At 68.7% G+C, this 14,132-nt stretch carries 12 protein-coding genes; 1 reads left to right on the forward strand and 11 read right to left on the reverse strand.

Annotation, left to right across the window (positions count from 1 at the left end; translation table 11 throughout):
* Positions 1–17: 17 nt before the first annotated feature.
* Positions 18–770, reverse strand: coding sequence for an SDR family NAD(P)-dependent oxidoreductase (locus ACYVIO_RS37000; protein WP_460655652.1), 753 nt, complete (start codon positions 768–770; stop codon positions 18–20).
* Positions 771–891: 121 nt separating this feature from the next.
* Here ACYVIO_RS37000 and ACYVIO_RS37005 point away from each other — a divergent pair, with 121 nt between their 5' ends.
* Entirely contained in the window at positions 892–1,845 is a 954-nt protein-coding gene (locus ACYVIO_RS37005; RefSeq protein WP_460655653.1) for an AraC family transcriptional regulator, read from the forward strand.
* A 105-nt stretch (positions 1,846–1,950) separates the two neighbouring features.
* On the opposite strand, the gene ACYVIO_RS37010 is transcribed toward ACYVIO_RS37005, so the two are convergent.
* From ACYVIO_RS37010 to ACYVIO_RS37055, 10 genes are read right to left on the reverse strand one after another with little or no spacing between them, the layout of a single operon-like run.
* Positions 1,951–2,364 (reverse strand): ricin-type beta-trefoil lectin domain protein, encoded by a 414-nt coding sequence (locus ACYVIO_RS37010; protein WP_460655654.1) that lies wholly within the window; start codon positions 2,362–2,364, stop codon positions 1,951–1,953.
* A gap of 55 nt (positions 2,365–2,419) precedes the next feature.
* A complete protein-coding gene (locus ACYVIO_RS37015) occupies positions 2,420–3,583 on the reverse strand; it encodes a glycoside hydrolase family 28 protein (RefSeq protein WP_460655655.1) in 1,164 nt (387 codons plus the stop codon).
* Positions 3,580–5,616, reverse strand: coding sequence for a hypothetical protein (locus ACYVIO_RS37020; protein WP_460655656.1), 2,037 nt, complete (start codon positions 5,614–5,616; stop codon positions 3,580–3,582). Before ACYVIO_RS37020 ends, ACYVIO_RS37015 begins: the two co-directional genes overlap by 4 nt.
* Positions 5,616–6,857, reverse strand: a complete 1,242-nt coding sequence (locus ACYVIO_RS37025; RefSeq protein WP_460655657.1) for a DUF5605 domain-containing protein — start codon at positions 6,855–6,857, stop codon at positions 5,616–5,618. The genes ACYVIO_RS37020 and ACYVIO_RS37025 overlap by 1 nt, the downstream gene beginning before the upstream one ends.
* On the reverse strand, positions 6,854–8,284 hold the full coding sequence (locus tag ACYVIO_RS37030; RefSeq protein ID WP_460655658.1) for a DUF5060 domain-containing protein: 1,431 nt from the start codon (positions 8,282–8,284) through the stop codon (positions 6,854–6,856). Before ACYVIO_RS37030 ends, ACYVIO_RS37025 begins: the two co-directional genes overlap by 4 nt.
* Positions 8,281–9,363: a sialidase family protein gene (locus ACYVIO_RS37035; RefSeq protein WP_460655659.1), complete on the reverse strand. Its 1,083-nt coding sequence runs from the start codon at positions 9,361–9,363 to the stop codon at positions 8,281–8,283. Before ACYVIO_RS37035 ends, ACYVIO_RS37030 begins: the two co-directional genes overlap by 4 nt.
* A complete protein-coding gene (locus tag ACYVIO_RS37040; RefSeq protein ID WP_460655660.1) occupies positions 9,360–10,886 on the reverse strand; it encodes an ABC transporter substrate-binding protein in 1,527 nt (508 codons plus the stop codon). The genes ACYVIO_RS37035 and ACYVIO_RS37040 overlap by 4 nt, the downstream gene beginning before the upstream one ends.
* Before the next feature lie 43 nt (positions 10,887–10,929).
* Positions 10,930–11,955: an ABC transporter ATP-binding protein gene (locus ACYVIO_RS37045; RefSeq protein ID WP_460655661.1), complete on the reverse strand. Its 1,026-nt coding sequence runs from the start codon at positions 11,953–11,955 to the stop codon at positions 10,930–10,932.
* Positions 11,952–12,971 (reverse strand): ABC transporter ATP-binding protein, encoded by a 1,020-nt coding sequence (locus ACYVIO_RS37050; protein ID WP_460655662.1) that lies wholly within the window; start codon positions 12,969–12,971, stop codon positions 11,952–11,954. Before ACYVIO_RS37050 ends, ACYVIO_RS37045 begins: the two co-directional genes overlap by 4 nt.
* Positions 12,972–12,983: 12 nt before the next feature.
* Entirely contained in the window at positions 12,984–14,132 is a 1,149-nt protein-coding gene (locus tag ACYVIO_RS37055; RefSeq protein WP_460655663.1) for an ABC transporter permease, read from the reverse strand.

A 14,132-nucleotide genomic window follows, 5' to 3' on the forward strand; every position in this document is an offset into this window, starting at 1 on the left:
TGCTGTGGGTGGCGGGATCAGATCTGGTTTTCTCCGCCGTCCACGTAGAGGTTTGTGCCGACGACGTAGCTGCTCTGGTTCGTGGCCAGGAAGGTGATGACCGCGGCGGCTTCCTCGGGTCGGCCCATGCGGCCCTTGGGGACGGTCGCCGCGACGTTTGCCTTGACGGCTCGGGCGGTTTCCTCGGTGCCGAAGGCGGCGGTGCCTCCGGGGGTTTCGATCCAGGCCGGTGAGACCGCGTTGACTCGGATGCCGCGGGTCTTGAGTTCGTTGGACCAGGTTCGCGCGAAGGACCGGACGGCGGCCTTCGAGGCCGCGTACGCACCGAACGCTTCTACGCCGCGGTCAGCTGCTGTGGAACCGGTCAGGATCACCGAGGCGTTGTCGTTGAGCAGCGGCAGCGCCTTCTGCACGGTGAACAGCGTGCCGCGGACGTTGACCCCGAAGGTCTGGTCGAAGTGCTCCTCGGTGGTCTGCTCCAACGTCACGAACGAGCCGATCGCCGCGTTCGCCACGAGCACGTCCAGCCCAGTGCCGCGAGCGCGGACCGCGTCGTACAGCCGGTCCAGGTCGGCCAGGTTCGAGATGTCTCCGGCCACTCCTGTCGCCCGGTCCGTTCCGATGGTCTTGACGGCCGCCTCCAGTTCGGCCTCGCGCCGCCCGGTGACGAACACGTACGCGCCCTCGTCCGCGAGCCGTACGGCGGTGGCCAGACCGATACCGGTGCTGCCCCCGGTGACCACGGCCGTCTTGCCTTCCAGCTGTCCCATCTTGGTGTCTCCATCAGTGTCTCGAGGCGAACTGTTCACTCTCGATCCTGCAGGAGCAGCGGAGTACGATCCATGATGCACAGTCCGGAGTTCTTTACGTATCGTCCAGGAGAGGTTGTCGGTGCTCGGCTTTCGGGATCCAGTGGCGGACGCGATCGGCCTGCTCAGGCCGCGTACGGTGATCGGGCCCACCCTCCGGGCCGTCGGTGAGTGGGCGTTGCGCTTCGACCCGTTCCCGCACGTGCGGATCGGCGGCCTCGTGCGCGGCACGTGCTGGTTGATCCTCGAAGGGCACGAGCCGGTGCTCCTGCAGGAGGGCGACACCTTCATGCTGGGCAACCCGCCGCCGTACGTGCTGGCCGGCACACTCGACGCAAGGCCGCGCCCTGCGGATCCGGTACTGGCGGGTGCCGACAACGGGTTGGTGCGGATCGGCCCGGAGTCCGAGGACGACCTCTACCTGTGTGTCGGGCACATCGCGTTCGACGACAGGAACGCCGCCCTTCTCACCGATCTTCTGCCGCCGCTCGTGATCGTCCGCGCGGGCGATCCTCACGGCTACCGGCTCGCGCAGCTGATCGATCACCTGGCCACCGAGGTCGGGAACGCCGCCGCCGGCGGCCCACTGGTGGAGAACCATCTCGCACAGATCCTGCTCGTGCACATGCTGCGGGCCCACGCCGGCCAGACCGACCGGCCCACCGGCTGGCTGGGCGCCCTGAACGAGGACGGCGTCGGTGCCGCCCTGCGCGCCGTGCACGCGGACGTGGCCCACCCCTGGAACCTCAAGGAACTCGCCGAGATCGGCCACATGTCGCGGTCCGCGTTCGCCCAGGCCTTCAAGAGCCACGTCGGCGTCCCGCCCCTGGAGTACCTGATCCAGTGGCGCATGAGCCTCGCCCGCGACGCCCTCACCCGCGACACACTGTCGATCTCCGAGCTCGCCCGTGCCACGGGCTACCGCTCCGAGAGCGCCTTCAGCACCGCGTTCCGCCGCGTGGTCGGCTCATCCCCCAGAACGTTCCGCGACGAAGCGCGCGCGTCAGCAGGAAAGGCAGACCAGCTCGCGCCGTAGCGCAGCCGCCGACCCGGCCTGCCAGCGAGGTGATCACCAAGCCGCTGACCGGAGCGAAGGTGCCGAGCTGAGTTCAGCCGCGCAGGCGGAGGGGCCGGGCTGAGTTCAGCCGCGCAGTCGGACTTGCCACAGCCAGCCGGGGTTGTGGTCCGCACCTGCGCAGGAGGCCAGCGTTGTCGTTGCGGACGAGACCATGCACAGCCCGGAGCCGAGGTTCTTGATGAATCCGCCGGTGGTCGTGCCCCAGTGCTGCCAGTACTGGTCGCGGTTCGTGGAGTCGCAGGATGCCGTGATGATGTCCTCGCCCCAGGCCTGAAGGCACTGGTTGGCATTGGCGTACCGCTGGATGAAGCCGCCGTTCCAGATGACCCACTTCTGACCGGCGTCGCCGTCGACACAGGTGCCGAGGTAGACACCGTCGTACCAGCTGCCGTTGCTGTCCAGGCAGTGTCGCCACTTGGAGTTGCTCTGGATGCGATACGGCCCCGGGCGGCCCAGCGTCGTCGCATCGCCGGCCACCGTTGGCGATTGCAGGCCGGTGCAACGCGGACCTTTACGGGAGCAAGAAGTTCTTTCAGATTCCGGTCTGTCTGGCTGTACGGCGAAAGCTGGTTGTTGACGAGACGGTGAGGTTTTCGATGGGTGAGCTTGGGGCGTCGCGGACTTCCAGCAGGCGTGGGGATTGGTGGGCTGTGAGGCCGGTGATGGTGAGGTTTTGGAGGGTTGGGTGGTGGTCGCCGGTGATCGTTTCGTCGGCGTGGCGGAGGTCGATCAGGACCGCGGCGCCGGTGGTGGACTCGACGGTCAGGTTCTCGACTAGGAGGTTCTCGAGGGTGCCGCCGCGGTGGGAGTTGGACTTGATGCGGAACGCGTGATCGAGGGTTGAGCCGGTGGTTCGGAGGTCGCGGGCGGTGAGGTCGCGGATGCCGCCGGAGGTTTCGCTGCCGATGGTGAGGGCGCCGTGGCCGGTGGTGAAGCGGCAGTTCTCGATCAGGATGTTCTCGCAGGCGCGGCCGACGCGGCGGCCGTCGGCGTCGCGGCCGGACTTGATCGCGATGCAGTCGTCGCCGGTGGCGAACGTGCAGTCGGCGATGTGGACGTCGCGGCAGGAGTCGGGGTTGCAGCCGTCGTTGTTGGGACCTTGGCTGTCGACGGTGACGCTGCGGACCAGCACGTTCGAGCAGAGGACGGGGTGGATGACCCACATCGGAGCCCGGATGATGCGGACGTCTTCGATGCGGACGCCCTGGCAGGCGTAGGGCTGGATGAAGCTGGGGCGGAAGCCTGGCGCCAGCTGATCGGGCTGCATCGTGAACACCCGGTCTTCCACCGGTACGCCGTCCGCGACCAACTGCAGCAGGCGTTGCCAGTCCTCGACCGGTTTGGTTCGCGCCCACCAGTTCTCGGTGGTCGCGCCGCCGTCGAGGGTGCCGGGGCCGGTGACAGCGACGTTCTCCTCGCCGTACGCGTAGATCAGCGGGGAGTGGGTGAAGCACTCGATGCCTTGCCAGCGGGTTCGCACGATCGGGTACGCCGTGGGGTCGGGCACGAACTCGAGCGTGGCGCCGGCCGAGAGGTGCAGCTCGACGTTGCTGCGGAGGCGGATCGCGCCGGTGCGGAAGCGGCCGGGTGGAACGACGACCCGACCGCCGGTCGGCGCACAGGCCTCGACCGCTCGCTCGATCGCCGCGGTGGAGTCGATGGTCGGGTGGGCGCCGTAGGCGGTGATGAGGGTCATCGTTCGTCTTCGAGGCGGAGGGCGTTCGCCAGCGGGAGGGCGATGACCCACGACGGGTTCCAGGTGTTGCTGGTGCCTCGGCGTTGCCAGTGGGTCTGGAAGAAGGCTTCGGCTTGCTCGCCGGTGACCTCGAAGCCCCACTCGCCGGGGCGGGCGGCGATGCCTTGGGTCATCGCGTTGAAGACGGTTCGGGCGGCGTCGGTATAGGCGGGTTGGCCGGTTGCCTTGCCGAAGGCCAGCAGTTCGGCGGTCGGGAAGAAGACGTCGAGGTGGTGGTTCTGGACGCTGACCGTTGGCCAGCCGACGGCGTTGAAGGCTGCGTCGTGAAGCGGCGATCCGGTGTCCTGCTCGGGGGACCAGACGTAGACGAAGGTGAGCAGCCAGTCGGCGGCGACCTCGGCCCAGGTGGAGTAGCGGGGGTCGCCGGTCAGGCGGAAGAGTTCGTACGCCGCGAGGAAGTAGTACATGCCGGCTTCTTTGTCCTCGCAGGACGCGTCGAGGGTCGAGCGGGCGAAGGGGCGGTCGAAGGTTCGCGCGTGCTGGTCGTGGTACCGGCTCAGCCAGATGGTTGCCTGGGACAACAGGCCCGGGTCGTCGAGGAGTTCGACCGACTTCAGGGCGGCCAGCACGCAGGGGATGCCGGCCGCCGAGACGAGTGCGGTGGCAGGAGAGCCGTCGAGGCGCCAGCCGATCGGGAAGGTGCCGTCCGGGAGCAGGGCCGAGCGGAAGAAGTCGATGGCCTCGGTCAGGGCTGTTGTCCAGGTGTCCGGTACTGGTTCGTCGTTGGCGCGGAAGAGCGTGATGATGTCGGCGAGGTCGGCCAGCGTCTCGCCGTACGCGCGGCTGGAGACCATCGGCCGGCTGTCCCGGGTGAAGTCGGTCCAGGTCTGGTCGTCGACTTGATAGGAGTTGTGGCGGAGGCCGAGGGTGGCGGTTGGGCTTCCGGCCAGGTAGAAGTCGACCGCGGCACGGCATCGCTCGATGCGGCCGAGTTTGGCGTCGCACCAGGCGAGCTTCAGTGCTTGGCCGGTCCAGCCGTACAGGAAGTGCTGTGGCTTGTCTGGGCCGTTGCCCTCGACCTCGCTGAACTTGGTGTAGCCGGCGACGGGCCCGGCCTGGAGCCATCTGCTGTCCATGGCCTGGGTCTTGAGGGTCACCAACTCGTCCACGGTGAGCGGCGCGGCGCCCGGCTCGGTGAACAAGGTCCGGCCGGTGCGCACCAGTTCGCGGAAGGCGTGCCCGCGGTGCTCCTGCGGGCCCCAATCCAGTACGAGGTGCTGGTCGTAGCACTCCCCCGGCAGCAGCGTCAGGTAGCCGTCTCTGGTCGACTCCGTCTCGGCCTTGCTGACGTAGCGCACGTCCTGCTTGCCGTCGAACATCAGTACGCCGCTCAACGCCGCGATCACCGGCCCCTCGCGTCGTACGACCCCGAGCGAGCCGTACCGCACCACCCCGTCGGCCGAGCGCCGCGCGACCGGACGGGAGAACAGGTTGAGCCACCTGCGCTCGCGGCCGGCGAGCCACTCGAGATTGATCCCGGGGATCGGCAGCCGGTCCTCCTCGGCGACGAACCCACCACCCGGCGTCGGGCCGACCCGCGGGACTGCCCGGTCTGGATCCGACGACGGGTTGTCGTTGTAGATCAGCCCGGGCATGGTGATCTGGCTGTCGGTGAGTCGTCCGAGATCGAGCAGCAAGCCGACGGCCAGGTCGCCCACCCGGCGCAGTCCGGCGTTGCGCCAGCGCAGGTCGAGATTCAGGTGGCTTTCGCTGTCGAACGAGAGAGTCAGCTCGACCGCCAGCGGCCCGACCCGGCACCCCGCGCGGAGTTCGCCGTGTCGGACCGACATCCACCAACCGTCGCGGCCTGCCGGCATCGGCTGCCAGGGGCGGCCGATCGAGCAGGTCAGCAGGTCTGCCAGCGGGCGGTCGACGTACGGCGGGTCGACGCCTGCCAGGCCGAGTCGCAGAACCACGCCGGCCGGCGTACGGACGAGTTCCGCGGTTCGGCCGGCGGCCTCCAGGACGGCCATCAGGCGGCCCGGCGGATCTGGATCGCCTGGTACTGCGTCCCCGGCAACGTAACGGTCAGCGTGTCGGCGACCGTCTTCTGGAAGCGCCGGACGGTGTGGTTCCAGACGTCCAGGACCTCCACCTCGTACGTGCCCTCCGGCAGGCTGAACGTGCGCTCGGGGAACTGGTGCTCCCCGAGGTACTGCAGGTAGTAGCTGCCCGGCACCGCCAGCGTCGGCGCGTCCCGGTAGTCGTCGATCGGCTCGACCCCGTCCGGCATCGCGTCCAGCACGTGCCGAAGCAACAGGAGACGTCGAGCGACCACGCCGCTCGGTCGCGCACCACCGCCGGACCACGGACCGCCCTCGGCGTCGGCGTACCACTCGCCGTGGACGACGTGCGCGCCACGGACTGTGCCCTCCCAGATCCGGGTCAGCAACTCCTCGGCCCGCAAACTGACAGCCGGCGAAGAACCGTTGCCCTCGTAACCGCACGAAGCCTGCACCGGCTTGCCGTAGTCCCGCCGCAGCGCCGAGACCCCGCGAAGGTTGTCCAACGCAACATTGACGTGCGTCAGCCAAGGCGGCCCGGCATCAACAGCCCCTACAACGCTGACCACATGCCGCCCGGAGTCGTACTCCGAAATCAGCTCAGCCTCGCACCGCCAGTCGCGCCGCTCACCGTCGTCCTCGAAGCTCCACAGCACATTCCGGTACGCCGCCAGCCGGCTCACCAGCTCGCGCAGGAACAGCTCGTCCCGATCCGAGATCACCAGCTCCGCGCCGATCTCCGACGCCAGCAGATCCCGCACCCGCTCCTCAAGCTGATCCAACCCATCCCGCCGGACTCGCAGCCGCACCTGATCGAACGGCGATGCCGCGATCGCCGACCGCGCCTCCGCCCAGCGGCTGGCTGCCGACCGTGGTGCAGCTCCCGCCATCACCACATCCGGATCGCCATGCCCCGAGCCCTCGAACCACGTCGTGATCAGCGGCCGGTACGGCGTACCGTCCGCCCAACGCAACTCGCTGCCGCACCGGCGTACCGGCCCGTGGTTGCGCCGCGACGCGGGGAAGCACACGAACCCTCGCACCTCGCCGTCGAGCTCGTAGCTCCACTCCCCCTCGAGATCCGGCATGAACCGCACCACCTGCCCGAACGACTCGACGTACGCCGTCTCGCCGCCCTCGTGCCGAAACTCCACAACAGCAGGCCCATCAGCCAAAACCTCGAAGACACCCCAGCGTTCGACCTCGGTCATCGCACACCTCGCAGCGCCAGATAGGGACGTTGGGGCAACGGAATCGTGCTCCGCCCGCTGAACCGCCCGGGCAGTTCCTCCACCGTCATCGCGAACGTGTCGATCAGCTCGATCCGGTACGACGCGTCGCCCGGCAGTTCCAGCTCCACCGACGCCGGCTGCCGATCACCCAGGTAATGCAGCACGCAGTCCACCTCGCCATCGGCCGTGCGCGGCAGCCCGGCCATGAAGTCCCGCAGGAAGGCCAACCGCGGCGAGCTCTCGCCGTACAGTCGGCCGCCGATCGAGATCCACGCGCGGATCTCCCTGTCGACAAAGGACTCGCCGTGGCCGACGTACCCGCCGAGCGCCATGCCCTGCCAGAACCGGTGCACCAGCTCGTGCGCGGTGAGGTTGCCCCACCGCCGGCCGGCGTTGCCCTCGTACCCGATTTCGTCGATCACCACCGGCTTCGGGCACGCTCGCCGCCACTCCCCGACCTCGGCGCCGTCCCAGTGCTGGACGCTCTGGTGGGTGATCCACGGCTTGCTGAAGTCGTACGGCGAGAAGACCTCGTACATCTTGGTCCCATTGTGGATCGAGCGCAGCCGCTGGTACGGATCGAGCCGCTGCACCAGCTGCAGCAGCCGGTCCCAGTCGGCGATCGTCTTGTCGTGGTTGAAGTCGTATTCGTTCGACAGCGACCACCAGACATTCCGGTACGCCGCCAGCCGCGCGACGACGTACCGGAGGAAGTGCGCGTCCTGCTCAAAAGTCAGCGCGCCGAAGCCCCAGATCCCGTGGTCGTACGGGTGGTACAGGATCAGGTCGGCCTGGATCCCCAGCTCCAGCAGGTCCGCGATCCGCCCCTCGAAGTGCCGGAAGAACTCCGGGTCGAACCGGCTGACGTCGACCTCGCCCGGCTCGGTCCCGACGAACGGCAGCCGCTCGGGCCGCATCCCCTCGGTCGGCAGCAGGCACATCCGCACCTTGTCGAACGGCGACCCGCGCAACGACGCGAGCGTCAGGTCCTGGATCTCCGGCGACTCGTAGGTCCAGTGGTAGCAGGTCGTCCCGATGCAGTCGTAGCGCGTGCCGTCGGCGTACGCGAAGTGGTACGTGCCGTGCACCCCGACCGGCCCGTGGTTGCCCGGGCCGGGCGGGACGCACAGCAGCTCGCCGCGATGACCGTCCAGCTCCGGCGTCGTACTGCTGGTGACGAAGTCCCACCGGCCCTCTCGGTCCGGCATGAACCGAGCCCGGTAGATCCCGTCGCCGTCGTAGAAGCCGTCGACCGTGAGGACGCGGTTGCGGTATCGGTACGAGACCCGCAGCTCGACGTCGACGAACGGGTTCCCGTCCGACGGCCCCGGTAGGGCGATCTCGTGCACCGCCCAGCGTTCGACCTTCTCCGACTCAGCCGTCGGCCCCGCAGCACCCTTGCTCATGGCAACCGCTCTCCTGCCTCGATCCACTCCGGCGACAGGACGACGTGCTTGATCGTCTTGCGCAGGTACGAGTACGCGACGTGCAGCTTGCCGTCCCGGGTCTGCAGCAGCGTCGGGTACGAGTAGCCGAACTCGTTGTCGCGGTACTCCTCGTCCTGCACCTGCAGATTGCGCCAGTACGGCCAGGTGGCGCCGTCGTCCTCGGACAGCGCCAGCGTCAGCGGCGTCCGCAGCGTCTTGCGCCGTACGCCGCCGTCCCCGTCCGGCACCCAGCGGAACTGGTCGCGCTCGGCGCTGGAGTCGTTGAACACCAACACCAGCCGGCCGTCGTCGAGCCGCAGCACCTGGATCGCGGAGTTGTTGTTCGGCAGTGTCGTCTTCTCCGGCGGCGACCAGGTCAGGCCGGAGTCCTTCGACACCGACCGGTGGATCCGGTCCGCGGCGCGGCTGCGGAACAGCCCGAGCAGCTCACCCGGCCCCAGCTCCACCGCGCTCAGCTGCACCTGCCCGACACCTTCCGGGATCTCGACCGGCGTCCAGCCACGGCCGTTGTCCGGACTCAGCAGTACGACGGTGGTCTCGCCGTCCCGGTCGCAGTTGTACGCCGGAAGCAACCAATCACCGTTGCTCAGCACAACGATCGGGTTCCGCACGAAGCTGCCCGGCCGGTCGAGCATCACCGCGCTCGGACCCCAGGTCAGCCCGCCGTCGGACGACACCCGGCGCAGCACCCGCGAGGACGACTGGTCGTGCGGCTCGTTCGACGTGTGCAGCAGCCAGACCTCGCCCGACGGCGCGACGAACAGCACCGGGTTCTGCTCGGACCGCTCAGGATCGTCCGACATCACCACCGGCTCGGTCCACGTGTCCGACCCCGCCGGCAGCCGCGACAGCACGATTCGTGTCTCCGCGTCGCCTTCGCGCGGCCCGTTGAACCACGCGCAGAGCAGGTCACCCGCGGCGGTCTCGACCAGCGTGGCCGCATGGCTGTCGCCGGGATGGATCGTGGAGAGAAGGGCTTCAACCGGCCCGGCGGCCGCCTCGCGGAGGCGGCCGTCGAACCTCGGATCGGTCGTCACCACGTGAAGCCCGCCGCGGCCTGCGCCTTGATGTAGTCGGGGATGTCCACCTGCTCGGCGACCTGCAGCGCGGAGTCCACGTCCATGCCGTCGATCAGCACGTGCTGGCGGAACACCTTGTACAGCGGGATGTCCCAGTACTCGGTGTTCGCGTAGTTCTTCACCAGCGCGCTCTCACCCCAGTACACGGCCGACGTGTCGATCGACGCCAGCTCCGGAACGGCCGAGCCGAACGCGTTCACCACCGCGTCGGTCTCCAGCACCGCCTTCACGCCGTACGACGAGACGCGGGTCTGGATCTCCTCCGAGACCAGGTACTTGACGATCTCCAGCGACTGCTCCTTGTGCTGCGACTGCGGCGGGATGAACGCGGCCCGCGCGTTCGGCTGGTAGATCGTCTGCGAACCGCGCGAGAGCACCGGCATCGCGCTGACGCCGATCTTCACCGACTTGCCCCACTCGGTGAACTGCTCGAGGTCGTCCTCCTCGATGTACAGCGGGCTGAGCGCGTACGCGTTCAGCTTCGACAGCGTGTGCACGGCCATCGCGACGTGCCCGGGGAACGACATGTCGCCCTTGAAGAAGTCGTCCGGCGTGGTGAACCCGTTGCCCGGCAGCTGCAGGAACCGGTTCATGGTGTTCGCGACGGTCTTCCACTGCGCCGAGGTCAGGTTGACCTTGACGTCCTCCGGCGCCGGCTGCTCCGACGAGCCCGGCACGAACGGGTACAGCCCGAGCTGGTTCAGCGCGAGGTAGTTGTCCGGGTGCTGCGAGTACCCCTTGTAGTGGTGGATCCCGTCCTGCCGGGTCAGCCGCTTCGCGGTCTGGTAGATGTCGTCGTACGTCGCGCCGGGCTTCGGGTAGCGGGTCCGGAACTTGTCGAAGATCAGCTTGTTGTAGAGCAGCACGTGCTCGTCGATGAACACCGGTACGCCGTACAGGCCGCCGTCGGACCGCGACTTGACCAGCTCGACCGTGCCCGGGTTCAGCACGGACAGGTCGATCCCGGCCTGCTGCACCATCGCGGTCAGGTCGGTGGTCCAGCCGAGCGGCTCCAGGTCGCGGTCGATCCGGGTCCGCGGGTCCTCGATGATCAGGTCCGGCACCCGGCCGGCCTTGGCGATGTCCTCGTAGCGGATCGGGTAGTCCCAGGTCGCGTACTTGAGCTTCACGTCCGGGAACTTGGCCCGGATCGCGTCGCCGAAGATCGCGTCGAAGTAGCGCGACGCCTCGCGGCCGTCGTCGTCACCGCCGAGCTCGAACGGCTTGAAGTTCGCGGCGAAGACGAACAGCTCGTCGTCGGCGACCGAGAACGGTTTGCCGTACTTGTTCGGGATGTCGACGCTGCCGGCCGCCCGGAAGCCCGCGCGCGGGACGGCCGAGGTGGAGCTGGTCGCCGCGGCGGCGGTGCCGGCCTGCAGCCCACCGAAGGCGGCCAGACCACCCAGGACTGCGCTGCTGCGGACGAAACCGCGACGGGAAAGCCCGCCGCCTTGGCTGGACGGGTTCTGTACTTCGGACATGGTGAGCCTTTCTGGTGACTCTTCTCGGGGCGGAAGGTGCCGGTCAGACCGTGGCGGCCGCGGCGACACCCTTCAGTTCCAGCTGCTCGGCGAAGTGGCAGGCGACCTTGCGCCCGCCGATCTCGCGTAGCTGGGGTACGTCGGTCTTGCAGCGCGCCTCGGCGTAACCGCAGCGCGGGTGGAACGGACAGCCGGGCGGTGTCCTGGACGGGTCCGCGATCTCGCCGCGGAGCTGGATCCGGGACCGCTGCCCGCGGGAGCGTGGATCGGGGTCGGGCACCGCGCTGAGCAGTGCCTCGCTGTACGGGTGCAGCGGACGGGTGTAGAGCTCGTCGGTGCTGGCGGTCTCGACCACCTTGCCGACGTACATCACCGCGACGTCGTCGGCGATGTGCTCGACGATGCCTAGATCGTGGGAGACGAACAGGTAGGTCAGGCCGGACTCCTCCTGCAGGTCCTTCAGCAGGTTGAGGACCTGGGCCCGGACCGAAACGTCGAGCGCACTGACCGCCTCGTCCGCGACCACCAGTCGCGGGTCCAGCGCGAGCGCGCGGGCGATGACGACTCGTTGCCGTTCGCCACCACTGAACGCGTGCGGGTACCGGTGTGCGTACTCGGCCCGCAGCCCGACCCGGCGCAGCAGGTCGGCGACCTGTTCGTCGATCTCGGACCGGTTGCCGCGGCCGTGCACGCGCAGCGGCTCGGCGATGATGTCGCGCAGCGTCTTGCGCGGGTCGAGCGACGAGTGCGGGTCCTGGAAGATCAGCCGGACCTCGGCCCGGTACGGCTTCAGGTCCCGCTCGGACAGCCCGGCCAGGTCGACCTCGCTGCCGTCGGCCTTCCGGTACCGGATCGCGCCCGAGGTCGGCTCGTACGCGCGGACGATGCAACGCCCGAGCGTGGTCTTGCCGCAGCCCGACTCCCCCACCAGCCCGAGCGTGCGCCCGGCGCGGATGGCGAGATCCACCCCGTCGACGGCCTTCACCACAGCCTTGTGCCGGCCGAAGAACCCGGTCTCCAGCGGGAAGTGCATGGTCAGACCTTCGGTGGTCAGCAAGTTGTCGTTCACAGGTCCTCCTCGCCGTACAGCAGACAAGCGACGTCGGTGTCGTCGCTGCGGACGCGGGTGGGCACGGTCAGGTCGCAGATGCCGGCCATGAACGAGTCGCAGCGGGGGTGGAACCTGCAGCCCGAAGGTCGCTCGTACGGCGGGGGCACGGTGCCCCTCACCGCCTCCAACCGGGAACTGCCGCGCCGGCCGAGCCGAGGCACCGAGCGGACCAGCGCCTGGGTGTACGGATGTTTAGGGGCCAGCAGCACCGATTCGGCCGGGCCGTGCTCGACCACCTCGCCGAGGTACATCACCGCGACCTCGTCGGCGACCTGCGCCGCGACCCCGAGGTCGTGGGTGATCAGCATGATCGCCATCCCCAGCTCGTCCTGCAGGTCCTGCAGCAGGTCGAGGATCTGCGCCTGGGTCGTGACGTCGAGCGCCGTCGTCGGCTCGTCCGCGATCAGCAGCCGTGGCCGGCACGACAACGCCATCGCGATCATCGCGCGCTGCCGCATCCCGCCGCTCAGCTCGAACGGGTACGAGTCGACCCGGCGCTTGGGGTCCGGGATACCGACCCGGCCGAGCATCTCGATCGCGCGCTCCTTGGCGACCGCCTTGCCGACCTTGTCGTGCAGCCGGATCGCCTCGACGATCTGGTCGCCGATCGTGTGCACCAGGCTGAGCGACGCCATCGGTTCCTGGAACACCATCGCGATGTCGGCCCAACGCACCTCGCGCAACCGCTTGTCCTTGGCCGCGAGCAGGTCGAGCGGGTCGTCGGCCGGCTGTTCGCCGTACAGCAGGACCTGGCCGTCGACGATCCGGGCCGGGTGCTCGACCAGGCGCAGGATCGACCGGGCCGTGACGCTCTTGCCGCAGCCGGACTCGCCGACCACGGCCAGCGTGCGGCCGCGGTGCACGGTCAGCGAGACACCGTCGACCGCCTTGACGACACCGTCCTCGAGCTCGAAGTGGGTCTTCAGGCCACGGACCTCGAGCAAGGGCTCCAGTAGGAGGGGCTCAGCCGGCATGACGTGCTCCTGTCACTTGTAGGGGTCCGCGGCATCGCGCAGTCCGTCGCCGACGAAGTTCATCGCCAGGACGACGACCACCACGGCCAGGCCGGGGGTGAGCAGCCAGGGCGCGGTCGCCACGGCCCGGATGTTCTGGGCGCCTTCGAGCAGCACGCCCCAGCTGACCGCCGGCGGCTGCAGACCGAGCCCGAGGAAGCTCAGGCTGGTCTCGCCGAGGATCATCCGCGGGACCGCCATCGACACCGACGCGATGATGTGGCTGGCGAACGACGGCACCATGTGGCCGAAGATGATCGACCCACGCCCGGCGCCGTCGAGCCGGGCGGCCATCACGAAGTCCTCCTCGCGCAGGCTGAGGAACCGGCCACGGACGTCGCGCGCCAGGCCGGTCCAGCCGATCAGCGACAGGATCACCGTGATCGCGAAGTACCGGGTCAGTGGTCCCCAACTGCCGGGCAAGGCGGCTGACAACGCCATCCACAACGGCAGTGTCGGGATCGACATGATGAACTCGATGATTCGCTGGATCACGTTGTCGATCCGGCCGCCGTAGTACCCGGAGACACCGCCGATCAGCATGCCCAGCAGGAAACTGGCGAACACCCCGACCAGGCCGATCGACAAGGAGACCCGCGCGCCTTCGATCAGGCGGGACAACAGGTCCCGACCGGAGTGGTCGGCGCCGAGCAGGAAGAACGGCTGGCCGGCTGTGGTCGGTCCGATCAGGTGGATGTTGCTGGGGACAAGTCCCAGGATTTTGTAGTCGTCACCGCGGACGAACAGCCCGACGTCGATCACCTTGGTCTTGTCGACGGTGAAGGTCTGCTCGAACGTCTCCTGGTTGCGCGTCGAGGAGTACCCGTAGACGAACAGGCCGTCCTCGGCCGACACGTGCACCCGCTGCGGCGGCGCGTACGGCAGGTCGGTGTGCGACGTGTTGCTGCTCGCCGGGGCGAAGAACCCGCAGAAGGCCGCGACGAAGTAGATCGGTACCAGGACGATCAGCCCGGCGACCGCCAGTTTGTGCCGGCGGAACTGCCGCCACATCAACCGCCACTGCGGCAGCGCGCCGTGGTCGCGCAGGCTGCGCACCACCTCGGGCGCAACCGGGTCCGGGGTTGGAGCCGGTACGTCGGGAGTCTCTGTCTGCTGAAGCAT

This window comes from Kribbella endophytica (assembly GCF_054781295.1).

Excerpts from the sequence above, each read along its gene's own strand:
- ACYVIO_RS37025 (WP_460655657.1), bottom strand. The coding sequence starts at position 6,857 with ATGACCGAGGTCGAACGCTGGGGTGTCTTCGAGGTTTTGGCTGATGGG.
- ACYVIO_RS37020 (WP_460655656.1), bottom strand. The coding sequence starts at position 5,616 with ATGGCCGTCCTGGAGGCCGCCGGCCGAACCGCGGAACTCGTCCGTACG.
- ACYVIO_RS37055 (WP_460655663.1), bottom strand. The coding sequence starts at position 14,132 with ATGCTTCAGCAGACAGAGACTCCCGACGTACCGGCTCCAACCCCGGAC.
- ACYVIO_RS37030 (WP_460655658.1), bottom strand. The coding sequence starts at position 8,284 with ATGAGCAAGGGTGCTGCGGGGCCGACGGCTGAGTCGGAGAAGGTCGAA.
- ACYVIO_RS37050 (WP_460655662.1), bottom strand. The coding sequence starts at position 12,971 with ATGCCGGCTGAGCCCCTCCTACTGGAGCCCTTGCTCGAGGTCCGTGGC.
- ACYVIO_RS37015 (WP_460655655.1), bottom strand. The coding sequence starts at position 3,583 with ATGACCCTCATCACCGCCTACGGCGCCCACCCGACCATCGACTCCACC.
- ACYVIO_RS37040 (WP_460655660.1), bottom strand. The coding sequence starts at position 10,886 with ATGTCCGAAGTACAGAACCCGTCCAGCCAAGGCGGCGGGCTTTCCCGT.
- ACYVIO_RS37000 (WP_460655652.1), bottom strand. The coding sequence starts at position 770 with ATGGGACAGCTGGAAGGCAAGACGGCCGTGGTCACCGGGGGCAGCACC.